Raw genomic sequence first — 26,418 nt, 5'->3', positions numbered from 1 at the left:
AGCCGTAAACTTGATTAACAATCGTCCTCGAAAATGTCTTGACTATCGTACCCCGAATGAGGTATTCTATAAAGATAGATCAGACAGTGATGCAATTCAGACTTGAATTGGCCGTTTCAGAGCTTGCGTCTCACATCCTTGTTCTAATCTTAAGATCATGCGTTCCATTACAAATAAAATCGCACAACTAAGTAGGTTGCCGTATTGACGGAGAACTCCCCAACTATCGGCCACTTGTTCATCATTTAAATCTAGGGAAAGTTGCACTTTTTCAATAATTTTTGTCCCTCCAGGGTGAACCATCCATAAATCAATATCTTCCTTGGTTATCTCATGACTATTCAGAAAATTAGTAATAATTCGACCGACACCAGACTCAATATAATCAGGTAATTGACGGGACAGCAGACAGGTAATACCATTGTCTCTAATGCCTAAGGTAATGCCGTCTTCGGTATTTTCAGCCAGATAACTAAAATTATCCCGAATGATAAATTTTCCTCGACCTTGTATTTGTTCTGGTTCGTAGGCTCCGATTACTACTGCCGCACAACCATCACCAAAAATACTATGAATGATAATGTCATTTAAATCATCTTGAAAAACGGCATTAATAGAACTTAATTCTAAACAAATTACTAAAGCTTTATGCTCAGGGTTGGCTCTTACATGATCACAGGCTACTCGTAAACCATTCATCGCGGCTGCACAACCCATAAAATTAACTGGCACTCTAGCAATGTTGCGTCGAAGTCCTAAACTTTTAATTAATTGAGCATCTATACCCGGGGCCACAAAGCCTGTACTGGTGACGAATACGATTAGACCAATAGAATCCTCGATCTTTTCTGTACTCAAAGGATTATGATTTTTCTGTTGCTCCGATGCGGCTAAAATAACTCTTCTCGCCACATCTTCTGCTAGGGGAAGCCCATATTTTTCGTACATTTGCATTCGTTGTTCAATAGTTCCCTTTTCTCTACTAAAGTTAACAGTTTCTTCAGTTAATAAGTTAATAGCTAGATGCCTAGTGTCAATCCGGGTATGTTCGTAGATTTTTTCGATACGATGTTGATTCTTCTCTAGACCTTTGAGGTTAGCTAAAAATTTAGCGGCATCCGTTTGTTGGACAAGATTGCCCGGAGTGCCAGTGGCGAGACTTTCAATGACAGGTAAAAACTGAGAAGATTGCATGGCAAATATCAGAACCAGTTTAGGTATTATAGGGAGGGTTTCTGTCAACCAATTGCCTGGAAAGCTAGGGAAAAGTCTGGGTCTTTATTATATCCGTAAGATGCCCAATAATTTTCCCGAAACTTGCCGCCAGAATTTCTGGTTTTTGTCGGCTCAAATCGAACCAATGCCAGCCCAACCTTTGACAATATAGTCTAGGGTTGTTCTTAAGGCTTGCGGGTGAAAATGTTCTTTCAATAATCCCAACTCCTTCTCTTTGGCTAATCGGGATGGCACAGCTAGATAGTGTTTAATTAGCCCTGGTAGGCGGTCAAAAAAGAAGTTTTGAGGTGCCGCCCATTCAACTCCGAATTTTTCCGATTCTTCCCGGACAATATCTTCACTGATGATATTGGCAAAACCACTTTTTTGTTGGGGAAGAACGTGATGCACCCGGTGGGGAGCCAAGCCCGCCGAGAGAAAACAGTCAATATACTTATTACCTACCATGGTCAAATCGTAGGAATTTTTAATCTGCATAACCGCCCAATCTTGGGTTTCCCATTGAGGTGGTGCCATAGGATCTATTGGCGGTTCTTCGGCTTCAAAATCATGACTAGCCACAATCATAAAAGTGCTAATCCAGAGGGTAAGGAAAAACTGTGCTAACCAAGCCCAAAATTGACCGTACAGACAAAAGATAACCAGTTCGATTAATAGTAATAAGTGAATACCAAAACTACCTAAAAAATGGGGTAATCCCAGCTGCCAACTGCCATACATATTCTTAACACCTGCTTTAAAAGCGAGGATACATAATTCCATAATGCGAACAAACATTCCCGTAACCACATGACCTATTTTATGGAATGTATGTACTGGAACTCGATAAAAACGAGGCAATTCTAACATGAAGGTGAAAACATTCTTTTTGATATCAACATCGGTTTGGGTAAAAGGATGATGCAGTAAAGTATGACCGTCTATTACTACTAAAGCGAGGGGAACGTAGTTAATATCAAAAATATTGGCAAATACCTTGTTTAATCCCACTTGTGGCCGATGAATTAGGTAGTGACCTACCCCTGCTAGGGCAATTCTTAGCATAGCGATGAGAGGCACAAATAGGTAAATCGGCATATACTGTCTGGCCTCTAAGTACAGCCCCTGCACCACAAAATAGATAAGAAAAAGACAGATACTGATAACATTAAACAGAAAATCCATGCGCTCCACTTTCTGTTTAAATTCTGGAGAGTAAACTCTGGCTTTAATCTTATTAAGCAATTGTTCTGGGTTGCGGAAATCATAGCGAGGAGTATCCCGCCAACCATTAAAATGCTCTTTAAATAAGAAGGCAGGAGCGTTGTATTTAGGATGAATATGCTCTGGTCTTCCCTGTTGTCCAAGGGAATATTTTTGCAGGACTTTTTTGACTCTTTCAGGATTGGGATGAAAGATATTGACAATCGTGGTTATATCTCTGTTCTTGGTACGTCCAATAAAAAATTGTCCCCCCGGATGCTTGGCAATAAATTCCGTGAGATCATAGGCTTCTCCTTCATAAATCCAGACATTCGGCAAGGGTGTACCGTCGGGGGGATGGGGCGGTGGTTCGTTATCTCCTGGCAAGGGGGGCGGCATGAAGGGACTCACTCCACCTTGATTATGAGGCGCCCCCCGGCCGGCATCTGTGGGCGGCAATGAGGGCATCACTCCTGACTGATTAGGAAATGGTGTTGGTGCTGGGACGTTTTGGGGAGTATTGATTTTTTGTTCTGAGTTCATAGTAAATTTTCATCCTCGTTTGACTATATTTTCTCTGGCAGAATCCCGACCTAAGCTGGCGGGGAAAATCAAGATAACGCTCTCTTAAGTCTCTGGGGTTGTGTAGATAGGGATTGACCGAGTAGGATGGAATCTAAAAATGTTTTTTTGAGAAGTGCTAAAGGTAAATTCCCAGGGCTTATAGAGGGAAATAACTATGTTATCAGGGAAAAATTAGAAATTGCCAAAATTGTTGTATCTCAAAAAAACGGTATAAAAGTTCTTCGGCAACTATGACATTTCTGCTCTTTGGTAAGCAGACAAGCAACCGAAGAACCAGACCAATTAGGACTGACTACGTTCAAATACTCGTAAGATTAAATAACCCAAAGCGGCAATTTCTGGCGGTGAGTTTTGTAACATTCCCCCTAAAGCTTGAGCCTGTTCATCATTACCGAGTAATTGTTTTAAGAGTTCTTGATCTTGTTCTGTTAGACGCGGTAGATTGGCAGGTCCTGCCCCAGTCGGTGCAAAGGGCTGCGGTGTCCCCGGAGGATTGTTCTGGTGTCCACCAGGTGGAAACCCTTGATGCGCTCCGGGAGGAGGACTTTGAGGCACACCAGGAGGAGGGCTTTGCGGGGCAGCGGGGGGGGTGAGGATGTCTTGGTGTTAACATTGATTGATTTCTCCCTATACTTACTATTTAGTTTTTTTATTTTATTCTCACTATTTGCCAGTGATTCCAGATATTTTTTATTTCTTAATAATTTCCTCTCTTGAGCAAAAAAAGAGTTTTAATCAAGTGTCTAGTTGAGATAACTCCCAGAAAGTGGACAAAATCGGATACATTCATCTTTAAATGTGGACATAGTTGGAACTTACCGATAAAAATAGCCGTTGATAGTCAACCAGCACTAAAAAATTTACTTCATATTTGTTAACATAGTGCCATTTTTGACATTCCACTGCTTAACCTAATTTTTAGGGCAAAATTATCCCAAAACACCCGTGGTAAAAACAATGATTTTCTTGCAGACGATTACAAAAATTTACTCTCTAGGGGAAGTGAAAATTCCTGTTCTTCGGGGCATAGATCTGGAAATTCGGTCAGGGGAATACATATCCATTATGGGAGCTTCGGGTTCCGGGAAATCAACCTTGATGAATATTATCGGCTGCCTCGATCGCCCGACGGGGGGACAATATATTTTAGAAGGCAGAAACTTAAAGAACTTGGACGATAACCAACTGGCTTATATTCGCAATCAGAGGATTGGCTTTGTCTTCCAACAATTTAATTTATTGTCCCGCTCCACTGCCCTAGAAAATGTCATGTTGCCGATGGTCTATGCCAATGTTCCCAAGCCAAAGCGTCGTCAAAGAGCGATGCAAGCTTTAGCTAGAGTTGGATTGGCTAATTATCTCCACAATCGGCCTAGCCAACTTTCCGGGGGACAACAACAGCGAGTCGCCATCGCCCGGGCCCTAGTTAATCAACCGGCTCTGGTGTTGGCCGATGAGCCGACGGGGGCCTTAGATACACAAACTTCCCAAGAACTGATGGATTTACTAACCGAACTCAATCAACAGGGGATCACGATTGTGATTGTCACCCACGATCCTGATGTAGCTGCCCAAACTAGGCGGGTGATCCGTCTTCAAGATGGCTTAATCGTTTTTTAGGATGTACTGGCCTCAATCCCGTCGTAAAGCGGTAATCGGGTCTAAATGAGCGGCAGAACGGGCGGGAATTACTCCTGCTAACAAACCAACGATAAAAGATAAGCCAAATCCACTGACTATCGACCAACCTGATAAGACAAAGGGAAATCGGAAAATCTGGGCGCTACAGAGGGCGACTAAAATTCCCGATAATACACCGATGCCGCCGCCAGTCAGGGAAATCATCACCGATTCCGCTAAAAACTGCTGGAGGATTGCCGAACGGGTAGCCCCCACAGCTTTGCGAATCCCGATTTCCCTGGTGCGTTCCACCACGGAAACTAACATGATATTAGCGATGCCAATACCGCCGACTACTAAGGAAATGCCAGCGATCGCCACCAGCATCACTGTAAACAAACCCACTACCGTGGTCAAGGTTTTGACCACATCTGTTTGGTTTCTAATGCTAAAATCATCGGCTTGAGCAGCGGCGAGATTGTGGCGCTGACGCAAAAGATTAGTAATTTGATACTCGGCATTTTTCATCTGATCTTGCTGGTCAACTTTGACATAAATGCCGTTAACGGCCTTACCACTTAAAGAATTATTGCCCACCAGACGAGAAGACATATTGCTCAGAGGAATAAAGACCTGATCGTCGCGATTAATCGAACCTTCTGCACCTTTTGGCTCAAATACCCCAATAATTTCGTAACTATTTTTTCTTTCAATCCAAAGCTTTTTGCCGATAGGATTAGTATCATCGCCAAAGAGTTCTGTTAACAGAGTCGAGCCTAAAATCGCCACTGGTGTCGCCTGTGCCATTTCTTCCTCGGTAAAAAATCGACCTTGGCTGAGTTCTGTATTTCTGGCTTTCATGTAGTTGAGATCGATGCCCACCACATTAGTGGCATGATTGACCTCGCCCGCCACCACTGGTGCTGGACGCTGCAGATAGGCGGAGACCACCTGCACACCAGGAACTTGATTTTGAATAACTTTGGCATCTTCCCAGATTAAGGTACTACTGGAACCGCGGCCGAGACTAATCCCCCCGGTTCTGGCTTCTCCGGGTAAAATTTGTAAAACATTAGTACCTAGAGATTGAATTTTTTGTTCGGTGGCTTTTTGTACTCCTTGGCCTACGGAGGTGAGAGCAATCACGGAGGCAATGCCAATAATCACCCCTAACATGGTTAACAAAGTCCGCAGTTTATTACTCCAGAGGGCTTCGATCGCTATCGAGACAATTTCGCCGATCGCCACGGGATGAGGATGATTAGCCTGAACTATTTGTTTAGGTAAGTTAAGAGTCATTGAGTTCTATTTAATCTGGCTAAATATAGAGTTCTGAGCGGATAAAACAGATATTTTGGACTTATTTGTCTTTTTTATCTATAAATCACCTTATTTACTGTTTCTAGAAGAGATTAGGCTGTATTGACTGCGGCTTTCCCGTCCGATAGCATTGCCGATAAAAACCCTCACTTAGGGAAATCAATCGCTTCGCCATACTTTCCCAATAAGATTTTAGCGAGATTTTCCTTGACCTGTGCGTCAATTTCCGAAAAGATGGGGAGTAAGGCCTTTGCTGCCCCGTCGAGTAGAGGGGGGATATCCATCAAACAATAGACTGTGATATTTGTTACTATTTATTAAGCGTCAAAGTTCCCCCTGTGTCAAATCGAGACAGATAAGACAATGATGCTCTGTCTCCTGTTGTTTCCCTTTGGGTTATTCAATGACTGTTGCGACTTCCGAAAAACTTCCCATTGACTGGGTGACTCTCATCTACATGGCTTTTATCCACTTAGTGGCTCTTTTAGCCTTCTTGCCTGGCAATTTTAGCTGGGGTGCTGTGGGAGTGACATTGATTCTTTATTGGATTACCGGGGGTTTAGGAATTACCCTCGGTTTCCATCGTTTGGTTTCCCATCGGAGTTTTAAGACTCCCAAATGGTTAGAATACTTTCTGGTTTTGTGCGGGACCCTCGCTTGTCAGGGGGGTGCGATCGCATGGATAGGTTTACATCGTATTCATCATAAATATTCTGATACTGCTCCCGATCCCCACGATTCTAATAAAGGTTTCTGGTGGAGTCACATGGGTTGGATGCTGCACGAAATTCCTGCCGACGAAGAAATTGCCCGTTTTACCCAAGATATCGCCGACGATCCTTTCTATAAATTCTGTCAAAATTATTTTGTTCCTATCCAAATTGTTTTAGGCTTAATTCTCTATGCTATGGGTGGTTGGCCGTTTGTAATTTGGGGAATTTTTGTTCGCTTGGTCTTAGTTTTCCACTCCACTTGGTTTGTCAACAGCGCCACCCACAAATTTGGTTATGTTAGCCATGAGTCCCACGATAATTCTAAAAATTGTTGGTGGGTTGCTCTCTTAACTTTCGGTGAAGGTTGGCACAATAATCACCATGCCTATCAGTATTCTGCCCGTCATGGCCTACAATGGTGGGAAGTTGACCTGACTTGGATGACCATTCGTCTGCTGCAAATTCTGGGATTAGCTACTAATATTAAGTTACCCCCCACCACGGCAACGGCGACAGAAAGTTAGTTTTATCCAGTTGTTAAATAGATTATAAATCTAGCCGAACTTAAGTTTAAGTTCGGTTATTTTTTCTCCGACTTAACCCAAATCTGACAGCTTTTCCCACGGCACAACTGAGGAATATAGGTAATGCCAATCCTCCCCCAAAAAAAAGAATTAAGGACAGAATCCCTTTCATGAATGCTGCTGCTGCCGAACATTGACTGGGGAGAGCGCAACTCATCCCAAGAGCGAAGGATAACCAAACAAAAAAGAAAACACACAGGGGAAATAAGAGGCAAAAAACCAGACCCCCCGCTAGACAGCCTAATCCATTGGCCGTTCTATTCGATTTCTTCTCTGTCACCATCTCTATCGCTAACTTTTTCTAAGCCATAGCATAAAAAGGTCAAACTAGCAACTTTTTTAACAAATACTTAATATTTACGCTGATGTGCCGGAAAGACCCCAGAGAACGTATATTAAAAGCTAATCCCCAAATTATAGTAAGTTTCTATGAAAAAAATCTCGATTTTAGGCTCTACAGGCTCGATCGGTACTCAAACTCTCGATATTGTCACCGATCATCCCGATAAGTTTCAAGTGGTGGGATTAGCCACGGGTAATAATATTCAACTACTATCGGAGCAAATTCGGCAATTTCGCCCGCAAATCGTGGCGATTAATAACGAAAGTCAACTAGAAGACCTAAAAAGCCTAATTTCCGACCTTGACTATACCCCGATTATCCTAGCAGGAAAGGAAGGAGTAATCGAAGTGGCCCGTTATGGCGATTCCGAAAGCGTCGTCACGGGAATTGTCGGTTGTGCGGGATTGCTGCCGACAATTGCCGCTATTACTGCCGGTAAAGATATCGCCCTCGCTAATAAAGAAACCCTGATTGCTGGCGGTCCGGTGGTGTTGCCTTTAGTGGAAAAACACCGAGTTAAATTATTACCTGCCGATTCGGAACATTCAGCTATTTTTCAATGTTTACAGGGAGTTCCCACTGGGGGATTAAAAAAGATTATTCTCACCGCTTCTGGGGGTGCTTTTCGGGATCTACCCGTGGAAAAATTGCCACAAGTAACCGTAGCTGATGCCCTCAAACATCCTAACTGGTCGATGGGCAGAAAAATCACCATCGATTCGGCTACTTTAATGAATAAAGGTCTAGAAGTTATCGAAGCTCATTATTTATTTGGTGTTGATTATAATGCGATCGATATTGTTATTCATCCCCAAAGTATTATTCACTCTTTAATTGAGTTACAGGATACCTCGGTTTTAGCCCAATTAGGCTGGCCCGATATGCGTTTACCCCTGTTATATGCCTTGTCTTGGCCCGAAAGAATTTATACCGATTGGGAACCTTTAAATTTAGTTAAAGCTGGTAGTTTAACCTTCAAAGAACCCGATCATCAAAAATATCCCTGTATGGGATTAGCCTACGCAGCTGGCCGGGCAGGTGGGGCAATGCCAGCAGTATTAAACGCGGCCAATGAACAAGCGGTAGCATTATTTTTAGAAGAAAAGATTAGCTTCTTAGATATTCCCCGGGTGATCGAAAAAGTTTGCGATCGCTTTACAATTCATAACACTTCTACCCCTAGCCTAGATGATATTTTGTCCGCCGATAATTGGGCGCGTCAAGAAGTATCTAACTGTCTGATTGCCAATCCGGTCTAGATAGTCTAGATCCTGTAGGGATGTTAACTATAATGTCTCTACAGGTCTAGGATAGAAAAATCACTAATTTCGGCTATTTTTTCTATTTAACTAGATTTATGATGATCATGACAAGAGTTGATAACCTTCAATAAACGTCGAAAATAAAGATTAAATTGCCTAAAATCAGGGTTTTCTTATTCTTTGTGTGATAAGTTTAACTTATATAGGATCGATCTTTGTGTCCTTTGTGTCTTTGTGGTTCGTTCTAGTCGCTCGCTGGCAGGACTGTATCTTAGAGTACATTTTACCCACCAAACTCAAGAGAGCCAAATCTGTAAATAGACCATTTAATTGACTATTATTCATTCTTAATTCTCCTGACTACTGACTCCTAACCCTAACAACAATTTTTGATTTTTACAATGAGGTCTAATGACCCTGAAGCTTTCTCAAAAATAAGATAAAATAAACAAGATAGCGGTTATTACTTTTAATTTTCTATGGTTACAACTTCTCTATCCCTCCCCGAAATCGCCAGAGAAACCCGTCAAGCGAGTCGTCAACTGGCTATCCTGACTAACGAAGAAAGGAATGAAGCTTTAGAGGCTATTGCTGAGGCTTTGACTGCCAATGCCGATAAGATACTAGAAGCTAATATCGCCGATGTTCAAACTGCCAAAGCGATGCAATTATCTCCGGCTTTATGTGCGCGATTAGAGTTAAGTCCGGGCAAATTAAAAGCCGCTATTGCCGGGGTGCGAGATGTGGCTAAATTAGCAGATCCTTTAGCTACGATGCAAATTAATCGGGAATTAGATCAAGGTTTAATTCTTCGGAGAATAACCTGTCCTTTAGGGGTTTTAGGGGTGATTTTTGAAGCTCGTCCCGATGCTTTAATTCAAATTACCAGTTTAGCGATAAAATCCGGTAATGGCGTTATTTTAAAAGGGGGGAAAGAGGCGATCCGTTCTTGTCAAGCTTTAGTAACAATTATTCATCAGGCATTGAGTCAAACTAAAGTTAATCCGGCGGCGGTACGATTATTAACAACACGAGAAGAAATTCAGGAACTATTAAAACTTGAGCAATACATCGATTTAATAATTCCTAGAGGTTCTAACGAATTTGTGCGTTATATCCAAAATAATACCCGCATTCCCGTCCTCGGTCATGCCGATGGTATCTGTCATCTCTACATCGACAAAGAAGCCGATTTAAGCAAAGCAATTAGGATTACCGTCGATGGCAAAACCCAATATCCTGCCGCTTGTAATACCATTGAAACTTTATTGGTTCATCAAGACATCGCTAGACAATTTTTACCCGCAGTGGCCCAGGCATTAGAGGAAAAAAAGGTTAAATTATTGGGAGATGAAGCAACTCGTCAGATGATTAACGTACCATCGGCCACAGAACAGGACTGGCAAACAGAATATAGTGATTTAATCCTGTCAATTAAAATTGTCGATAGTCTAGAATCGGCAATCGAACATATTAATTATTACGGTTCTCGACACACGGAAGCCATTGTCAGCGAAAATTTTAACACGGCCAAAACCTTTAGCGATCGAGTCGATGCTGCCGGAGTTTTTCATAATTGTTCCACCCGATTTGCCGATGGTTTCCGTTACGGTTTTGGGGCCGAAGTGGGTATCAGTACCCAAAAAATGCCTCCCCGCGGTCCGGTGGGATTAGAGGGATTAGTGACCTACAAATATCAATTAGTGGGAGATGGTCATATTGTCGCCGATTATTCTGGGGAAAATTCCCAATCTTTCACTCACAAGGATTTATAGTCGAGAAAAAAGCCGATGTTTACAGGATTAATTCAAGCCTTGGCAACAATTCGGGTCGTGGACACTGATAGACTCTATTTGTCTGTATCCTCTGATACAATTCTCCAAGATTTAATTATTGGTGATAGTGTGGCTGTGGATGGGGTTTGTTTGACAGTTGAGGAAATTCTCCCAGAGGGTTTTCTGGCCACTGCTTCCCCGGAAACCCTACAGCGCACTACTTTAGGACGAAGAATTCACACAGAAACCAACGTTAACCTAGAAACCTCTCTGCGGGTGGGTAGTAAAATCGGCGGTCATTTTGTCACGGGTCATGTGGACGGTATTGGCTGTTTAGTCGAATCGATAATCGTGGCTAATTCTTGGGAAATGACCTTTGCTGCCCCTAGTTCCCTAGAAGAGCAGTGGAATAACTACATAGCTCGTTATATCGTCGGTAAGGGCAGTATAGCTGTTAATGGCATTAGTTTAACCGTGGCCGATTGTGATGCCTACGGTAGCTGGTTTAAAGTGGCTGTCATCCCCCACACCTACGCCGAAACCAATCTTTCCCATTTAAAATTAGGCGATTGGGTGAATCTAGAAGGGGATATTTTAGGCAAATATGTGGAAAAATTGCTAGGAATGCGCTCTTATCACGCTCCTAGTGAGATTAGCCTAGAATTTCTGGCTGAACATGGTTATTAGTTTTCCAGAAAAAGCCTTTTCAGCTATAAAATCAATTTTGCACGACTCGTTATATATATAGGGTTTGCGGCAAAAAGTTTTTCAGCAAACCCTATTTAGGGTTTGCTGAATAAATCTAAAAACCTTGTTGGATAAGACTTTTGGACTTTTTTCCCCTCAAAAAGTGCCAGCCATTGCGGGGATCGGGGGAAAATTCAGGTACTTTTTCCCTGAAAATTAGGTAGTTGACCACCTGAAAATCGGTAAAACCCCACACCCCACACCCCACACCCCACACCCTGCCCCTAGGAAAAGCTTTTTCAGCAAACCCTATTTAGATCGGCCATCATCACTAAGTACCTAAGCAAAATTAATTACACATATCTAACCACCTCTTGCCTCTTGCCTTTTGCCTTTCTTCACTAGGAAATTTATTTTGCACGACTACTTATTACAAGAGAATATGCCATGAGGGAAAAAGCACTAGATTAAAGGTTTCAGCCCCTCTAAAAACGGCTAATGTACGAAAACAGAATACTCCTTTAAACTCTGCTTTCTATGAAATTAATTTTCTCTTTACTTGCTGTACAGATTTTCTTCTCCGCTATTTGTCCCGTAGAAGCTCAAAATTGGTCTCGACATCAAGAAAACAATTTTCGTAATGTTGTTGCTATTATCAAACCCCGTCGCAGGGGAAATTGTCAAAATCATAGGATTCGAGCGGACGGTAGAGTGTATGATGCTCAGAAAGGAACTAGAGGAAGTTATCTAATCGTTGATCAGGTGGTCTTGCTAACGGGCATTACAGCAACCGATCCACAGGGATATAAAATTTGGCAGGTTTTCTATGAACCCTCTCGGACAAAAATGTGGATAAAGGATTGCGATCTGTCAATTCCCCGACTCGTGAATTAATCGCCGGCTTTTTATTAGTGATGTTCGGCAGCCCGGGTTGAAAAGAAAATCACCCCCACGGATTTATCTATTTTAAAATAACAGCATTCCTATTAAACAGTCGCTATTAAATGCTAAACAATCGCTATGAAATCTTGAAAACACTAGGTAGAGGCGGTTTTGGCGAAACTTTCCTCGCGATCGATACTCGTATGCCCTCCCGCCGTAAATGTGTAATCAAGCAACTAAAGCCAGATGATACAACTAACACAGCACCAACTCCCGGTTGGTTTGAAGAACGTTTCCAGCGAGAAGCCGCTATTTTAGAAGAATTAGGGCGAAATAACCGACAAATTCCCGAACTTTACGAGTACTTTTCAGAAGGGGAAAATTTCTTCTTCGTCCAAGAATGGATTGAAGGGATCACCCTCAGTCAAAAACACCAACAAAAAGGCAACCTCTCGGAAGAGCAAGTAGAAAAAATCTTGCGAGAACTCCTACCCGTCCTCGACTACATCCACGGCCGAGGAATCATCCACCGGGACATCAAACCCGACAATATCATCCTGCGGGCCAGCGACGGTAAACCTGTTCTCATTGATTTTGGTATTGTCAAAGAGGTGAACAACATCAATGTCGGCAGTAAAACAGTCTCATTGGGAACCCCTGGCTACATGGCACCAGAACAAATAGCTGGCCATCCAGTTTTCTCCAGCGACCTCTACAGCTTGGGTCTAACCGCAATTTTCCTGCTGACGGGCAAAATTCCTCAAGATCTCACTAGCCACCCCAAAACCGGTGAAATCCTCTGGCGAAAAGATGCGCCCCACCGACCCTCGAATTTAGCCGCCGTTATCGATCGCGCTGTCCGTTTCCACCCCCGTGATCGCTTCACCTCTGCTCAAGAAATGTTAACCGGCTTGCCTGGTTCCGCTGGACGGGAAAAAACGCCTGTTGTTGTTCCTCCTGATACCAAAATTCTCCCACCACCGAGGTTTAAACGTTGGTTCTCGGTAATTTTGATTGTTATAACTGGTGGGTTTTCTCTTGGGGTTGCCCATCCAATAATAAAACCGTGGTTGAATTTCTTGTTCCCAAATAAACCAACGGTTGAAGAACTTCCCTTGATTGAGCCGTCGAGCCAGATTAATTCTTTTGTACTAGACGAAGATGGTCAAACTTTGCTAGGTGGGGATGAGAAAGGGAACATCTACCTGTGGGACGTGGCAACTGGAAAACAGAAAAAAACCATAGCAGGACACGGAAAAGCTATTTTAGAGATCGCCATAAGTAATGATCAACAGATATTAGCCAGCAGCAGTGAAGATGGCACAATCAAGGTTTGGGATTTAAAAACGGGGAAAGAACGTATTACCCTGCCAAACCAACGAGGTTTGATCGCCCTAGCCTTAAGTTCCGATGGCAATACACTGGTTACTGGTGGAGAAGATGCAACAGTTAAACTCTGGAATCTGTCAACGGGAAATTTAATCGAGACGCTACCGGTGGAAAAAGAGGTGGTATCCCTTGCCATTAATCAAGACGCATCAATTATCGTCAGCGGACATTCGGGCGGTGACATCAGTTTTTGGCAAAAACAAGGCAGTAACCCATACGAACCACGCATTTTTCCCTCTATCAATCCATGGACAGCCCCCTCGGTTGCCGTCAGTGCCGATGGAACCACCGCCGCTAGTAGCAGTTGCCAAGACAATATCAGAATCTGGAAAGATAGCGATTGGAAAGATTCTCCTCTCCAAGCAGGGTCATCCGCCGATATCTGTTTGATAGTTATCAGCGAAGATGGCAAGATAATTGCTGGCCGCAGTTCCGATGAAACCATTAGATTATGGAACCTAAACACCAAAAAGGAGATTTTTAGCTACTCCCCTTCCTCTCCCAAATCTTTCGATTCACCTAGAATGATCGCCCTCAGTGGAGATGGGCGTACCGTTGCCAGCAATTTTGACAAGAAAATCAAAGTTTGGCGGCCGAGTTTCTGAATTATCGGTGTCAAGATTATCCTGACCAGCTTTTATACTACATCTTGTTTAATAACGTCTTCAAGGCTGATGACTGATAGCTATAAATAAGTAGGTAGGCGTTAAAAATTATCAGATGCCCCCCTTATTAAGGGGGGACTAAGGGGGGATCTGCACCCCCCTTATTAAGGGGGGACTAAGGGGGGATCTGCACCCCCCTTATCAAGGGGGGCAGGGGGGATCTGCACCCCCCTTATCAAGGGGGGCAGGGGGGATCTGCACCCCCCTTATCAAGGGGGGCAGGGGGGATCGAACCTAAAATCCATTTTTAATTTAATTATAACCAGCTACTTAAGTGGGAAGCGGGGCGCAGGTTTTTAAAGCTCGATCGGGAGTTAATCGTATTATTAAAAGTTGATTTGGGATGAATCCCATGTTAGACTAGCGACTAAAACGAAAAAAGAGGTCATTGAGAATGAAACACCGACAGCCATGCCAAATTCTGGCGATGTTATTTTTAACTGGTGCGGTCACTTTTAGTTTACCAGAACCTAGCAAGTCCGCAGGAAAGGGACTGTTCTTCTGCGCCCAACTTCATGGAAAGTGGAATACCTTTGTCAAACGCAAGAAAAGACACATGGCGATAATTGAATGGACATCTAACGACTTTGCCGAGTCAGGATGGGACAACAGGAAACGCTGCATCACGGTTTCCGATCGCTTTAATCAATACGAGTCTCTGCTGACCAATGTTAAAACTTCAACTGTCAACGGCTATCCCGTCGTCTGTGTTTCTACATTTAAGGGCGGAAGTTGCGCTAAAAACCAAGTATTATTCACTCTAAAAACAGGAGTAAATGCTCAAGAAGTTGCCAAGAAACTATTTGAGATGAATCGTTATGCTAATACTTCAACACTTAAGGTCACTAAACAAATTTTTTCCTATGATACAGAAGGAGAACTTAATATTGATATATATACTTTTATCGACATTCTTGAACTAACAATCGAAGCTTCAGAAAATGAGCCTCGCTAGGAGTAAGTTTGGCAGTGAACCAATCCCAATGTCAACTTTTACTAATAATGTTCCTCATCAGTAGTCCAGCCTTAAGGCTAGTGACTGATGCAGATAATAGCTACTTTGCTCCTCACATTATTCGGTCGGGATGCCCATCTTCTCGACCAATTTTGATCGATTCTTTATATAATAAGATTAAAGTTATCACCGTAAAAATATTATATGAATCAGAATTTATCGGTTCTGGAGTAATAATTTACTCCCAAAACAACAATTATAAAGTGATTACTAACGCCCATGTTCTCAAAGATAATCACTTTTCCTACAGCATTCAAACCTTTGACGGAAAGATTCATATTTCAGAAGTGGTAAAAACTGCAAATTTTGCTCGGAATGACCTAGCCTTACTACAATTTAAATCCCCCTGCTTTTATGTAGCTTCTCGTCTAGGTTCCTCCGCTAACCTAAAGAGAGGGGAATATGTGTTAGCGGCGGGTTTCCCTTTTTATTTGCAACCACAATTTGCCTATCCAGCCAATGAGTCAATACAACAAAAAGAAACAAAAGAAAGCACTCAGAGCCTAAACGACGAGTTTGATTTTACACCGGGTAAAATAGTTGCATTCTTAGAAAAACCGCTAGAAGGAGGATATCAAATCGGATATAATGGCGACTTTGAAAAGGGAATGAGCGGAGGTCCATTACTCAATCAAAAGGGAGAATTAGTCGGCATCAGCGGCAGACATCCCGTTTTGTGGGAAAACTCCGATAATTATGAAGATGGTTCTCAACCATCGCCGGATTTGCAGACTCTAATCAATAACTCAAGTTGGGCAATCCCCAGCGAACAAATTATTAAAGTAATATCTGATAAATAGATGAAAATATTAGCTACAATAAACTGGCTTATTGTTGGATTAATAGCGGTTTCATTAACTCAGCAAGGCTTATTAGCTCTCTCCCAAAGCGAAGTTGAAGAAATCGCCAAACAAACTACAGTCAAAATAATTAGAATAGACGGTCATAATCCAGGTACTGGAGCAATTGTCCAGAAACAAAAATATATATTTAAAGGACAGGAAGGATACTTATATACTGTCCTGACTAACTGCCATGTGTTTCTCAATTCAACATTCTGCGATCAAGAAAATAAGCTAACTCCCGAACCGATGCCCAACTCTACTGGCTATCGCGTTGAAACTTCTGACAGACAACAATATATAAGTGAAATTTCCTCGGTAAGAATTCATCCGAATGCTGATTTAGCAATTTTCAAGTTTTTTAGTACAATAGAATACGAAATTGTCAGAATAGGTAATGCAGAACAGCTATCTGGCTCAAGTAAAGTTTATGTATTTGGCTGGGCAGAAATTAGCAAAACTAGCCGAGACCGACGTGCGCGATTTTTGGGTCCAGGGAATATACTTGGTATTGACAGAAAAGCCGCCGGGGGATATCAAATTGTCCATAAACTCGAACTTGTACAGGGAATGAGTGGCGGTCCACTATTACACGAAAACGGCTGTTTGGTGGGAATTAATGGAAGAGTTGACATAGACCCTAACACACAAATTAAAGAATTTTTATCCGTTCCTATTAATCTTTATGCAAGCTGGCAAAATATCCAAGTAGTGGCCGACTGTCGAGCCACTCCGCTGCCCGATAATAATCTCTTTAAGACACTTCGCAGTCTTCTCGAACAGGGAAATTGGCAGCGGGCCGAAGCCGAAACGAAAAAACTAATGCTTCGAGGTACAGATCAAACCTACTTTAACGGAAACATCATCAACAATCTGTCTTGTTCTAACCTGAAGATTATTAATCGACTTTGGGTGCAATATTCCAGTGGACGTTTTGGCTTTAGCGTTCAGGGGGAAATCTGGAGAGGCGTAAAAAATGACTATAAGCAATTTGAAGAGAGGGTAGGGTGGCGGCGTGGCTATGAAGGACCATTGACCAATCCCCCCAACTACAGTCTTGAAGCCAAAAAAGGTCACTTGCCATCCTATAAACTTCTTGCCGCTTCCGACTTCGGAACATTCCTTAACCGATTGGAAAAATGCGATGCTTTAAGTTTCACAGACTCAGGTATTATAGAGAATATAATCTCAAGCGAATCTGAACCCTAATTATGATGAATAACGGTTTCATTTCACCTCTGAAATTTCTCAGCCTAAGTTTCTGCCTAACTTGTCTGCCGTCAAATACCCAAGCGATAAATATTTACCCGCCAATTATCACCAGCAACCAACAACAACAGAATAAGCAAACGGAATCGCCGGAAGTTGGTTTGGAAATAATAGGAAGTCCCTCTCTCAACAGATTGGTGATTCCCATGTACCGATACACTGGTGAATGCCCAGGTTTTTCTAAAGGTATAGTAAGAGCAAGCTTTACCTCCACGGCCTTCCCTCCGAGTCGGGACAGAAGGGTTATTGTTAGAAATGTTAGCCGGGGAGTGGCGAGCGATCCTTTTCCCTTCACTGACCGAGATTATAGCCGGGGCAGAGGCTCCGAAATTACCGAGATAACCATCGGTCCGGGACACGATAGACTATATCTAATCGTCAGACAGGGAGAAAACGATTTCGATTATAAAATTAAGGAAAAAAACACAATAGTTGACGAGGGAACCTTCACGGCATACGTGGAAACAACAACCATTGTTGAAGAAAGGAATAAAGAACCAAGAACCAAGTATGTTTGTCCGGGTAATCGCCTCATCTGTGAGTCGAAGGAGATGTACGAAGTAACAGTCTATGAATGTCCATCTCCTCCTCCCGATGTTACAAGATAGGGTTCGCTCAATATAGGTAAAAGCTCTACTAAAAAAGGCTTTTATTTGATATGATTCAACAGCTTTGAGATTTCCCTAGTAATGAAAATCTCAAAGGTAGTTTCGTTGGACTTAATAGGGTTAGTGGAGGATAAACTGCCCTCAGAAAATGCACTGAGGGATAGCATCCTTTTTGTCCGCATCAGGGAAATACTATGTTATAATTGCTTCTTAAGTAGGTAGGCGTTAAAAATTATCAGATTCCCCCTTATTAAGGGGGGACTAAGGGGGGATCGGCACCCCCCTTATCAAGGGGAGCAGGGGGGATCGAACCTAAAATCCATTTTAAATTTAATTATAACCAGCTACTTATTTGTTTGAAAAAAATTGAGGTAAAATAGCTATGAAACTTACTGTCATCTTTTCAATAATCGTTCTATCTTCTGTGAGTTTAGCAAGTTCTATCGGTGCTGAAAATATCGATCATGTGAAAAAATTTAAGCAAACAAAACAATGCCCCGGATGTGATTTAAGCGGTGCAGATTTGAGTGGATTAAATCTAAGACACGCTAACCTACAAGGCGCTGATTTAAGTGGTGCTAGTCTTGGTGATTCTGATTTAACCAAAGCCAATTTAAGTGGCGCAATTTTGACGGGAGCTAACTTGAATAGTACCAAATTAATAGGAGCAAATTTATCAAATGCTAGACTTAATAGTGCTTATATGGGCTATGCAAAATTAATGGATGCTAATTTAAAAAGAGCAAGCCTGATAAATGCTAACATAGGCCGGTCTAATTTTACAGGGGCGGATGTGACAGGTGCTAATTTTAATGGTGTGAGATGTGATACTTATACAGGGTTGGATGGAAGCGCAAGTGCAGCATGGTGTAAATAAATAAAAACGAACCACTCTACTCAATCTCGTAGCATAGTGGAGTAGTTCATTTAAGGGTTAATGATTTGGCATGACCTTAACTTGTTTTCAGAAGCTTGCGATGAAAAACTCCAGACTTAAGGAAGCCGTTTGAAGTGTTCAACAAGCTCTGAAGTATTTTCAGCAGTTTTTAGTGAGGCCACAAATCCCTCTAAACCAATGCGAAAGCTAATCAGGAGTGATAGGAATAAAAGTGGAGACAAGAGAAAAGCCAGTAAACCTTGACCAGGACCTGCTTGAAATCCACCTATCAAAAATCCTAAAGAAAATAGGAAGATAAAAATTCCCCCTACTCCGTAAATTAAACCAATAATTCTAATTCCAATAAATTTGGAAGTCGAATAATAAACTGAAAAAATTACTCGGCATTTAACTTACTCCTCTCTTAATAAACGGCAATTTTTTGAGGTCTGAGTAATTATCTGTGGAAACTTTCGGCATATCAGCCTGTTTTGGTGCAATCGCAGAATTTTTCGTATATCACACCCAGAAGCTTGAAGTAGATTTCTGACAATAGGCTGAAATAACAGAAACTTTCTGGAAGTTTAGCGACGATTCTTTGATATGACTGCATTTTTTGACAAAAGTTTACAATTATTCGACGTACTTAATCGTCGGGGATTTCTGCTGACACTCAGTTAAATGTTTAACAGCTTATCTTGCCAAAGATTGACCGCTCAGGCAATAATAGGAAGGTTTATCATCCCCATTTCCAGTAAAGAATGCTGAACGCTTTTATTTGGCTACCGATTATAGGGGCGATACTGATTGCCTACACGCCTCTAGAGGCGAAAAAAGTGCGAGGATTAGCTCTAACTCTTTCTGTCGTTCTCTTACTGCTGAATATTCTCCTTGGCTGGCAATTTGACCCTAGTAACCCGCAAATGCAGTTCACGGTTAACCTGCCTTGGATTAATTTCCTCGGTTTCAATTATGCCCTCGGTGTCGATGGCTTATCATTTTCATTACTTTTTCTTAACAGCATCTTGACAATAATTGCTCTTTATGCTAGTGGCACAGAGGTTAACCGTCCGAAATTTTACTATTCCCTGCTCTTGTTACTCAATGCCGGAGTAGCGGGGGCCTTTCTAGCGCAGGATTTACTGCTATTTTTCCTATTTTACGAATTAGAAATCGTCCCGCTTTACCTTCTCATTGCCATTTGGGGGGGTCAAAGACGCGGTTATGCGGGCATGAAATTTTTATTATACACGGCAATTTCAGGCTTTTTAGTGCTAATCTCTTTCCTCGGCTTAGTTTGGCTAACCGGTGCTAATAATTTCGCCTATAACCCCCTTTTATCGAACAATTTAGACGTTAAAACTCAATTACTGCTCCTCATCCCCCTTCTGATTGGATTAGCCATCAAAATCCCGATTTTTCCCTTTCATACTTGGCTACCGGATGCCCACGTCGAAGCATCTACCCCCGTTTCTGTGCTTTTAGCGGGAATATTACTCAAATTAGGAACCTATGGACTGCTGCGCTTTGGAGTCGGTTTATTCCTCGATGCTTGGGTGACTATCGCCCCTTGGTTAGCAACGATAGCAGCTATCAGCGCCCTCTACGGGGCCAGTTGCGCTATTGCCCAAAAGGATATGAAAAAAGTGGTCGCCTATTCTTCCATTTCCCACATGGCCTATATTTTACTAGCGGCGGCGGCCACCACCAGATTAAGCATCACCGCGGCGATTTTGCAGATGATTAGTCACGGTTTAATTTCCGCTTTGTTATTTTTGTTGGTGGGAGTAGTGTATAAAAAAACCGGCAGCCGGGATGTGGATTATCTACGCGGTTTATTAAATCCAGAAAGAGGTTTACCAATCACGGGAATGTTAATGATTTTAGCGGCCATGGCCAGCGCCGGCATCCCCGGAATGGTGGGATTTATCGCCGAATTTTTGGTCTTTCGTGGCAGTTTCCCGATTTTTCCGATACAAACGCTCTTATGTTTGGTTGCTAGTGGTTTAACCGCAGTGTATTTTCTCCTGATGATTAATCGGGTTTTCTTTGGTCGTTTAACCCCTGAATTATCGCGCATTCCTCGCAGTACCTGGCCCGAAAGATTTCCCGAAATTGCTTTGGCTTTATTTATTATTGTTTTGGGATTACAACCGAGTTGGATGATTCACTGGACTGAAAACCAAGCATCAATGTTATTAACTGGCACGGCAATCAGTCAAAGGCAATCATAGAAACCTTTTCCGGAATTTTTCAAACCTAGACCGAAACTAACTTGTGGATAGGAGCCGAAACGTCAAAAATTTTTGGCCTTGCGGAGGGAATTAACCGTTAAAACCACCTGTTCCCCCACCAGTTCAATTTCTTCTAAAGTATTAAAACGACTCAACCCGAAGCGCAGGGAAGCATAAGCAAGAGATTCGGGGCGACCCAAGGCAGTTAAAACGTGGGAGGGGGCGGTATGGCTAGAAGAACAGGCAGAACCGGAGGAAAGAGCCACTATTGGCTGTAATCCTAACAATAACGCCGCACCGTCCACCCCTTCAATACTAATATTTAAATTTCCGGCTAATCTTTGGCTAGGATGACCATTGAGATAAATTCTGTCTAATTGACTGATAATCTCCCATAAACGGGCTTTTAACTGATTTAAGTAGCTGGTATCTTCTTCAATCGCTTTGATGCCCAATTCTACCGCCTTGGCAAAACCGACAATTTGTGGTGTAAATATTGTACCCGATCGCAGTCCTTTTTCCTGGCCTCCCCCTTGAATTTGAGCGGCGAGACGAACTCTGGGGTTCCGGCGCCGGACGTACAGCGCACCGATTCCCTTCGGTCCGTGGACTTTGTGGGCAGTTAAGGACATCAGGTCTATATTCATTTCCTCCACATCTAGGGGAATTTTCCCGATTGCTTGGGCCGCATCCGTATGCAAAAGTACCTGATACTGGCGACAAATCGCACCAATTGCCGCTAAAGGTTGAATCACCCCAATCTCGTTATTAGCCGCCATAATTGACAGCAAAATCGTGTCAGGACGCAAAGATTTTTCTAGTAATTCCAAGTCAATTAGACCATCACCACTGACGGGTAAAATTGTCACCTCAAAACCCAATTTTTCCAGATAATGACAGGGATCTAAAACGGCGCGATGTTCTGTCACCACCGTAACTATGTGCCGTCCCTTGGCGAAATAAGCTTCGGCAACCCCTTTGATAGCTAGGTTATTGGCCTCTGTTGCTCCACTGGTAAAAATAATTTCTTCGGGACTACTATTAATAGCAGCGGCGATTGTTTCTCGTGCCTGTTTAACCGCAGCCTCGGCTGTCCAACCATAGACATGATTAATACTACTGGCATTACCAAAGTGTTCGGTAAAATAGGGTAACATCGCCGCCAGAACTTGCGGATCTAGGGGTGTCGTGGCGTGGCAATCTAGATAAATCGGCTTTTGAGACATATTTTTCCCTTGCGGGGGATTTGGGAAGGAGATATCCTCTGTTTTAAGAGAATCTCTGAAAGTGCATTGCTAATCTATGTTAACAAAAAAGTATCGGATAGCAGTCAACAGCTGACGACTCAGACCAGAACTTTAAGATTTAATAATGAGAGCGCAATCGCTCCCTGACAGCAGTTACAATTTCCCTATTCCAATGTTGTTCAGCAACCCAACAGGATTAATAACACATATTTTCTGGCTCAATCATGGCTAAAAAATCGAAGGCATTTAGTGAACTGCTCAGGCTGCAGAAAATGTCCCAAGGATCCGAAAAACCCTTGAAAAGCTTTGAGAAGAAATTAAGAGAAAAGTCATCGGCTTTCAAGGACTTTGTCGTCTCTCCTCCCAGGGAAGTCACAATGTCGGAAGTTCTGGATGATTTTATCGAGCCTTACCGCAAATCCAATGAAACGAAGGGATCTATGCGAACACTGCTGACCATAGGGATAATCGCTTGGAATCTGGCGTTGTCCCCCGAGTCAAAGCGGCAAGAGATGATAGACCGAGTTTTTAATAAAGACCTTCTTAAAGGAGATAAAAGGCTCAAGGCGGATATTCAAGGGCTAATCGAGGAGCTAATCGCTAGGAAAAACCGTTATTTCTCGGAAAACAAGCGGATGATTGTGGATTTTGAGTTAAAAGAGCTAGGAAGCGAGTATCATCTCTCGGTTGCCTCCAGCTTGTCGCCCGAATTTTCCGAGTCAGAGTTTGCCTTCAAAGTCGGCGACTCGGTCATCGTCAAACAGGGTGTACTTGACCCAGATTTGGGGACTGACATCGGTGGTTGGCAAGGAAGAATTGTGATAATTGAGCGGCAGAGCAATCTCATCGGCATTGAATGGGATAGCATCACCCTGAAAAACATCCCCAGTTCGGTGATTGACCAGTGTGAACTGGAAAACCGAGACTGGACCCAAATGTACCTCTCCTCAACGGATGTGGAATTAACCCAACCTCGAGATACAGAAGAAGATGTGGCCGCCATCATTGAGCAAATTGAGTCTAACATCGTTGGAGCTATTTAGCAGAAAAGAGAAAGGCGATTCCGGCGGTTGGCCGACCTTGACCCTGAGGAGAAAATGGCGGCTTTAGACGCTTGGAAAAAAAGACTTGATTAATTACCCTATTGACCATTGAGCAGCGATTTAGAGGAGAGAAATTTGAGATGGATGATTCCCAGAAATATGAGGCTGACTGTCAAAAGATAAGAAAAGTCAATCATGAATTACTAAAGGATTTCGAGAGTTGGCTAGAATCATCAGGTTTGTCGGAAAAAACCATTAATAATCATATTTCAAATATAGATTTTTATATCAACGAATATTTACTCTATGAGGATGCAGTAGAAGCTAAAGACGGGGTAGATATGGTCGGTGACTTTTTGGGTTATTGGTTTATCAAAAAGGCCCTGTGGGCCAGTCAATCAAGCCTCAAGGCTAACGCAGGTAGTCTGAAAAAGTTCTACACTTTCTTACTGGAAAAAGGTCTAATAAATAAAGATGATTTGCGAGAACTTAAAGAAACCATCAAGGAAGAAATGAGTGAATGGCTGGAAACCCTAGAGTGATACGATGACCCATTGAGTGAAGATATGTGGGATGTTTGGTGATTTTAGCCGAGGGGCAATCCCCGACCCTCTGGCTGGGCAGCTATAATATCATTGTCAGGACACAATAAGAGCGAGACAATGGAAACATTAGAATTAGAAAGCTGCCAGTCGATTCTTAAAGCTGGTCAAACGACCACCGAAAGAGCGTTAGAATTGTTTGACGCTCTCGAACCCGTGAGTTTAGACTTTATGCTCGGTGTTTGGCAAGGTTCTGGACTTGAGACAAATCACCCAATGGATGGTTTATTAGAGGCATCTAATTGGTATGGTAAAGAATTTGTCGATACTGAGAATGTCCACCCCCTGTTATTTTTAGATGGTCAGGGAAAAATTTTTAAGGTGGCACCCAATCCCACGGCCATGAACTGGATTTTGAAGCTGCCGATACTGAAAAATAATTCTCTGAAACCTTTGCTGATGCTGACCAACTCCTTGCTGAAAACAGAGACAAGTCAGGCTAGACTGCGAATGATGGAATATCGCGACAAAGTTAGCGCCACGATGATTTATGATTATTTGCCGATTAATGACTCTTTTCGGAAAGTAGATGATAATACGGTGCTGGGAATTATGGATTTTAAAAACTTTCCCCAGCCTTTCTTTTTTGTTCTCAAGCGATGTCAAAAACATTTTAATTCTTGAGGTTCGATTTGAAATTGTTCGCGCTCGTCCAGTTGCCAAGCTTGTAAATCGATCGCCCGCCCTGAAACTACGGAGACAATTAAATAAGTATATCCTGACCAGGCTAATTGGCGATCGATTTCCGAGGGAATGGCGGCATGATCTGGATGAGAATGATAGATACCAATAATTTCTAGCTGGTTTTCCCGCGCCGATTTTTGAGCTTGTAAAAGCACTTCTGGGGCAATACTAAAGCGGTTTCTTTTATTGCCTGACCAGTTATTTTCTGTTGCTTGTATGCTGATAACTTCGGCTGCTGTCTCGGTAATTTTTCCTAGGAGTAACCCACAACATTCTTCGGGATAGGTAGATTCTGCGTGGGTGAAAATAGACTGGTAAATTTGGTCTGTAATCAGGATCATAGGCTGGAGTAAGCGGGGATCAAATGCTATGGACAACAGGGTAAGCGCATCTCAATTTTGGCCCACCATTTTTTTGCTTCTAGCTGGCTATTTTGTCACCCGCCAACTGAGTTTAAGATTAACCCAAAAGTTCCAAACCGTGACGATAGCAATCGCAATAAAGTTAGCTAGATAGCGATTGATTCCTAAACCATTAAAGAGAAGGTTGAGCAGCAAGACGTTTAAAATTAAACCAGCTAAACAGATCAAATTGAACTTGAAAAATCTTTTCCAGCGTTTATTCCAACCCCGTTGACGAGCGGATAAATCGCCAAAAGTCCAGCGATCATTCCAGATAAAATTATTAATAATTGCTAATTCGGCGGCGATGATTTTACTGCGGGTTAATCCCCAACCCAAAGCGGCGGGATCACTGAGAAGATAGAGAAAGGCCATATCGACAAAAACCCCGGTTAATCCCACTAAACCGAAGCGAATAAATCTATCTAAAGGTAGATTGACAATTGCATCTAAAAACCTTAATGGCTTTTGAGAGCGCAAACGCAGCAGATGAAAGATATATTCTAGCCATTGTTTCCAAGTTACCTTACTTTCCCCCTCTAGGCGCTCTTGGAAGACATAACCCACTTCTCCGATGGTTTCGATGCGGCCTTTGCCGATGACTTCTAGTAAAATTTTGTAACCGGTGGGATTGAGAATCGGACCGGCGATCGCTTGACGGCGGACCATAAAGTAACCGCTCATGGGATCGGAGACGCGACCGACCACCTCTGGCAGTAGAATTAAACCAAGAATTTGAGCGCCGCGGGAGAGAAATCTTCGCAGCAGATTCCACTCGCTCACTCCTCCCCCTTCGACGTGACGACTAGCAAGAGCTAAATCGGCTCCTTTTTCGATAGTTTCGAGGAGATTATAGAGAATTTCGGGGGGATGTTGCAAATCTCCATCGATTACTCCTAGTATCTCACCCCTTGACCCTTGCCAACCCCGCACCACTGCCGACGCTAATCCCTTTTCTCCCTGACGACGCATCACCCGCAGTTGCGGGTAATCCGGGGTTAATTTGCTGGCTAATTCCCAAGTGCGATCGGGACTGTCATCATCGACGATAATTAGTTCATACTGATCGGGAATTTTTCGATCGAGTAATTGACTGAGATTCTCGACTAGGGGAATAACGTTATCTCGCTCGTTATAGGTGGGAATAACTAGAGATAATTTGAGTAACTGGGGTTCATCCCTGAGAATATAACTATTATTGCTAATAATTCCTTCAATTTGCTCTAAAAAAGGGATTTGCAAAGAGCCGACGGGGGTGGTTAAAAAGGGATAGGGTGGACAGTTGGTCACTCGCTTACACTCACAGACTAAAACAGGTTTAGAGACGCACAATTTACCGGCAAAGTTGTTGAA

Annotated in this window: 24 protein-coding genes and 2 pseudogenes; 17 read left to right on the top strand and 9 right to left on the bottom strand. The window is 42.7% G+C overall.

The annotated features are described in order from the left end of the window. Positions 1–106 (top strand): annotated as a pseudogene (locus LW728_RS02500) (IS30 family transposase); the annotation flags it as partial. On the opposite strand, the gene LW728_RS02495 reads toward LW728_RS02500, so the two are convergent. The 3 genes from LW728_RS02495 to LW728_RS02485 all read right to left on the bottom strand — a co-directional run bounded on the left by LW728_RS02495 (position 97) and on the right by LW728_RS02485 (position 3,558). Continuing rightward, a complete protein-coding gene (locus LW728_RS02495) occupies positions 97–1,194 on the bottom strand; it encodes a type III polyketide synthase (protein WP_287666956.1) in 1,098 nt (365 codons plus the stop codon). The pseudogene LW728_RS02500 and the gene LW728_RS02495 sit on opposite strands and share 10 nt — an antisense overlap. Positions 1,195–1,347: 153 nt before the next feature. Continuing rightward, entirely contained in the window at positions 1,348–2,961 is a 1,614-nt protein-coding gene (locus tag LW728_RS02490) for a cytochrome b5-like heme/steroid binding domain-containing protein (protein WP_002800019.1), read from the bottom strand. 324 nt (positions 2,962–3,285) lie between these two features. Then, positions 3,286–3,558, bottom strand: a complete 273-nt coding sequence (locus tag LW728_RS02485; RefSeq protein WP_287666961.1) for a hypothetical protein — start codon at positions 3,556–3,558, stop codon at positions 3,286–3,288. Between the two features lie 402 nt (positions 3,559–3,960). Between LW728_RS02485 and LW728_RS02480 the strand changes: the two genes are divergently transcribed. Next, positions 3,961–4,623, top strand: coding sequence for an ABC transporter ATP-binding protein (locus tag LW728_RS02480; RefSeq protein ID WP_287666976.1), 663 nt, complete (start codon positions 3,961–3,963; stop codon positions 4,621–4,623). A gap of 12 nt (positions 4,624–4,635) precedes the next feature. Here the strand turns inward: LW728_RS02480 and LW728_RS02475 are convergent, their stop codons facing one another. Together LW728_RS02475 and LW728_RS02470 are read right to left on the bottom strand one after the other, a co-directional pair. Continuing rightward, positions 4,636–5,922, bottom strand: a complete 1,287-nt coding sequence (locus LW728_RS02475; RefSeq protein WP_287666963.1) for an ABC transporter permease — start codon at positions 5,920–5,922, stop codon at positions 4,636–4,638. Positions 5,923–6,128: 206 nt separating this feature from the next. Beyond that, a pseudogene (locus LW728_RS02470) lies at positions 6,129–6,227 on the bottom strand (aluminum resistance protein); the annotation flags it as partial. A gap of 119 nt (positions 6,228–6,346) precedes the next feature. On the opposite strand from LW728_RS02470, the gene LW728_RS02465 reads away from it, so the two are divergent. The 11 genes from LW728_RS02465 to LW728_RS02415 all read left to right on the top strand — a co-directional run bounded on the left by LW728_RS02465 (position 6,347) and on the right by LW728_RS02415 (position 18,854). Beyond that, positions 6,347–7,180 carry an acyl-CoA desaturase gene (locus LW728_RS02465; protein WP_002748596.1) on the top strand — a complete coding sequence of 278 codons (834 nt, stop codon included), beginning with the start codon at positions 6,347–6,349 and terminating at the stop codon, positions 7,178–7,180. 489 nt (positions 7,181–7,669) lie between these two features. After that, positions 7,670–8,842, top strand: a complete 1,173-nt coding sequence (dxr, locus tag LW728_RS02460; protein ID WP_287666969.1) for a 1-deoxy-D-xylulose-5-phosphate reductoisomerase — start codon at positions 7,670–7,672, stop codon at positions 8,840–8,842. Positions 8,843–9,324: 482 nt separating this feature from the next. Beyond that, positions 9,325–10,620, top strand: coding sequence for a glutamate-5-semialdehyde dehydrogenase (gene proA / locus LW728_RS02455; RefSeq protein WP_287765016.1), 1,296 nt, complete (start codon positions 9,325–9,327; stop codon positions 10,618–10,620). A 15-nt stretch (positions 10,621–10,635) separates the two neighbouring features. Beyond that, entirely contained in the window at positions 10,636–11,307 is a 672-nt protein-coding gene (locus LW728_RS02450; protein ID WP_002800010.1) for a riboflavin synthase, read from the top strand. Between the two features lie 537 nt (positions 11,308–11,844). Further along, positions 11,845–12,201, top strand: a complete 357-nt coding sequence (locus LW728_RS02445) for a hypothetical protein (protein WP_287765014.1) — start codon at positions 11,845–11,847, stop codon at positions 12,199–12,201. Positions 12,202–12,311: 110 nt separating this feature from the next. Next, complete coding sequence (locus LW728_RS02440; RefSeq protein ID WP_287765011.1) at positions 12,312–14,183, top strand: serine/threonine-protein kinase; 1,872 nt, start codon at positions 12,312–12,314, stop codon at positions 14,181–14,183. Positions 14,184–14,670: 487 nt separating this feature from the next. Next, positions 14,671–15,198: a COP23 domain-containing protein gene (locus tag LW728_RS02435; RefSeq protein ID WP_287765008.1), complete on the top strand. Its 528-nt coding sequence runs from the start codon at positions 14,671–14,673 to the stop codon at positions 15,196–15,198. 14 nt (positions 15,199–15,212) lie between these two features. Continuing rightward, positions 15,213–16,058, top strand: a complete 846-nt coding sequence (locus LW728_RS02430) for a S1 family peptidase (RefSeq protein WP_287765005.1) — start codon at positions 15,213–15,215, stop codon at positions 16,056–16,058. Then, positions 16,059–17,309: a GUN4 domain-containing protein gene (locus tag LW728_RS02425; RefSeq protein WP_287765003.1), complete on the top strand. Its 1,251-nt coding sequence runs from the start codon at positions 16,059–16,061 to the stop codon at positions 17,307–17,309. A 2-nt stretch (positions 17,310–17,311) separates the two neighbouring features. Further along, on the top strand, positions 17,312–17,977 hold the full coding sequence (locus LW728_RS02420; RefSeq protein ID WP_287765000.1) for a hypothetical protein: 666 nt from the start codon (positions 17,312–17,314) through the stop codon (positions 17,975–17,977). Between the two features lie 382 nt (positions 17,978–18,359). After that, positions 18,360–18,854: a pentapeptide repeat-containing protein gene (locus tag LW728_RS02415; protein WP_287764998.1), complete on the top strand. Its 495-nt coding sequence runs from the start codon at positions 18,360–18,362 to the stop codon at positions 18,852–18,854. A gap of 116 nt (positions 18,855–18,970) precedes the next feature. Here LW728_RS02415 and LW728_RS02410 read toward each other — a convergent pair whose 3' ends face one another. Further along, complete coding sequence (locus tag LW728_RS02410; RefSeq protein WP_287765022.1) at positions 18,971–19,171, bottom strand: DUF4282 domain-containing protein; 201 nt, start codon at positions 19,169–19,171, stop codon at positions 18,971–18,973. Between the two features lie 444 nt (positions 19,172–19,615). Between LW728_RS02410 and LW728_RS02405 the strand changes: the two genes are divergently transcribed. Next, positions 19,616–21,088: an NADH-quinone oxidoreductase subunit M gene (locus tag LW728_RS02405; protein ID WP_002799996.1), complete on the top strand. Its 1,473-nt coding sequence runs from the start codon at positions 19,616–19,618 to the stop codon at positions 21,086–21,088. A gap of 62 nt (positions 21,089–21,150) precedes the next feature. On the opposite strand, the gene LW728_RS02400 is transcribed toward LW728_RS02405, so the two are convergent. Then, the gene (locus LW728_RS02400) at positions 21,151–22,314 is read right to left on the bottom strand and encodes a cysteine desulfurase family protein (protein ID WP_287664698.1); all 1,164 of its coding nucleotides are present in this window, start codon (positions 22,312–22,314) and stop codon (positions 21,151–21,153) included. A 245-nt stretch (positions 22,315–22,559) separates the two neighbouring features. On the opposite strand from LW728_RS02400, the gene LW728_RS02395 reads away from it, so the two are divergent. The 3 genes from LW728_RS02395 to LW728_RS02385 all read left to right on the top strand — a co-directional run bounded on the left by LW728_RS02395 (position 22,560) and on the right by LW728_RS02385 (position 24,604). Then, positions 22,560–23,378, top strand: a complete 819-nt coding sequence (locus LW728_RS02395; protein WP_287764995.1) for a hypothetical protein — start codon at positions 22,560–22,562, stop codon at positions 23,376–23,378. A gap of 140 nt (positions 23,379–23,518) precedes the next feature. Further along, positions 23,519–23,920 carry a phage integrase SAM-like domain-containing protein gene (locus tag LW728_RS02390; RefSeq protein ID WP_287764992.1) on the top strand — a complete coding sequence of 134 codons (402 nt, stop codon included), beginning with the start codon at positions 23,519–23,521 and terminating at the stop codon, positions 23,918–23,920. 120 nt (positions 23,921–24,040) lie between these two features. After that, positions 24,041–24,604, top strand: a complete 564-nt coding sequence (locus LW728_RS02385) for a DUF4334 domain-containing protein (protein ID WP_287664705.1) — start codon at positions 24,041–24,043, stop codon at positions 24,602–24,604. Here LW728_RS02385 and LW728_RS02380 read toward each other — a convergent pair. Together LW728_RS02380 and LW728_RS02375 are read right to left on the bottom strand one after the other, a co-directional pair. Further along, positions 24,583–25,005: a M67 family metallopeptidase gene (locus LW728_RS02380; protein WP_149975709.1), complete on the bottom strand. Its 423-nt coding sequence runs from the start codon at positions 25,003–25,005 to the stop codon at positions 24,583–24,585. The two genes, LW728_RS02385 and LW728_RS02380, sit on opposite strands and share 22 nt — an antisense overlap. An 87-nt stretch (positions 25,006–25,092) precedes the next feature. Further along, positions 25,093–26,355 carry a glycosyltransferase gene (locus LW728_RS02375; RefSeq protein ID WP_287664709.1) on the bottom strand — a complete coding sequence of 421 codons (1,263 nt, stop codon included), beginning with the start codon at positions 26,353–26,355 and terminating at the stop codon, positions 25,093–25,095. Positions 26,356–26,418 lie beyond the last annotated feature (63 nt).

Origin of the sequence: Microcystis sp. 49638_E5 (assembly GCF_021300285.1) — a bacterium.
Lineage (GTDB): Bacteria > Cyanobacteriota > Cyanobacteriia > Cyanobacteriales > Microcystaceae > Microcystis > Microcystis aeruginosa_C.
Note: the sequence above shows the minus strand (reverse complement) of the source record. Positions and strands in the feature narration are given on the sequence as shown.

Bases quoted from the DNA above. Each gene is read 5' to 3' on its own strand.
- LW728_RS02495 (WP_287666956.1), bottom strand. From the start codon at position 1,194: ATGCAATCTTCTCAGTTTTTACCTGTCATTGAAAGTCTCGCCACTGGC.
- LW728_RS02490 (WP_002800019.1), bottom strand. From the start codon at position 2,961: ATGAACTCAGAACAAAAAATCAATACTCCCCAAAACGTCCCAGCACCA.
- LW728_RS02480 (WP_287666976.1), top strand. From the start codon at position 3,961: ATGATTTTCTTGCAGACGATTACAAAAATTTACTCTCTAGGGGAAGTG.
- LW728_RS02475 (WP_287666963.1), bottom strand. From the start codon at position 5,922: ATGACTCTTAACTTACCTAAACAAATAGTTCAGGCTAATCATCCTCAT.
- LW728_RS02465 (WP_002748596.1), top strand. From the start codon at position 6,347: ATGACTGTTGCGACTTCCGAAAAACTTCCCATTGACTGGGTGACTCTC.
- dxr (WP_287666969.1), top strand. From the start codon at position 7,670: ATGAAAAAAATCTCGATTTTAGGCTCTACAGGCTCGATCGGTACTCAA.
- proA (WP_287765016.1), top strand. From the start codon at position 9,325: ATGGTTACAACTTCTCTATCCCTCCCCGAAATCGCCAGAGAAACCCGT.
- LW728_RS02450 (WP_002800010.1), top strand. From the start codon at position 10,636: ATGTTTACAGGATTAATTCAAGCCTTGGCAACAATTCGGGTCGTGGAC.
- LW728_RS02445 (WP_287765014.1), top strand. From the start codon at position 11,845: ATGAAATTAATTTTCTCTTTACTTGCTGTACAGATTTTCTTCTCCGCT.
- LW728_RS02440 (WP_287765011.1), top strand. From the start codon at position 12,312: ATGCTAAACAATCGCTATGAAATCTTGAAAACACTAGGTAGAGGCGGT.
- LW728_RS02435 (WP_287765008.1), top strand. From the start codon at position 14,671: ATGTTATTTTTAACTGGTGCGGTCACTTTTAGTTTACCAGAACCTAGC.
- LW728_RS02425 (WP_287765003.1), top strand. From the start codon at position 16,059: ATGAAAATATTAGCTACAATAAACTGGCTTATTGTTGGATTAATAGCG.
- LW728_RS02420 (WP_287765000.1), top strand. From the start codon at position 17,312: ATGATGAATAACGGTTTCATTTCACCTCTGAAATTTCTCAGCCTAAGT.
- LW728_RS02415 (WP_287764998.1), top strand. From the start codon at position 18,360: ATGAAACTTACTGTCATCTTTTCAATAATCGTTCTATCTTCTGTGAGT.
- LW728_RS02405 (WP_002799996.1), top strand. From the start codon at position 19,616: ATGCTGAACGCTTTTATTTGGCTACCGATTATAGGGGCGATACTGATT.
- LW728_RS02400 (WP_287664698.1), bottom strand. From the start codon at position 22,314: ATGTCTCAAAAGCCGATTTATCTAGATTGCCACGCCACGACACCCCTA.
- LW728_RS02395 (WP_287764995.1), top strand. From the start codon at position 22,560: ATGGCTAAAAAATCGAAGGCATTTAGTGAACTGCTCAGGCTGCAGAAA.
- LW728_RS02390 (WP_287764992.1), top strand. From the start codon at position 23,519: ATGGATGATTCCCAGAAATATGAGGCTGACTGTCAAAAGATAAGAAAA.
- LW728_RS02385 (WP_287664705.1), top strand. From the start codon at position 24,041: ATGGAAACATTAGAATTAGAAAGCTGCCAGTCGATTCTTAAAGCTGGT.
- LW728_RS02380 (WP_149975709.1), bottom strand. From the start codon at position 25,005: ATGATCCTGATTACAGACCAAATTTACCAGTCTATTTTCACCCACGCA.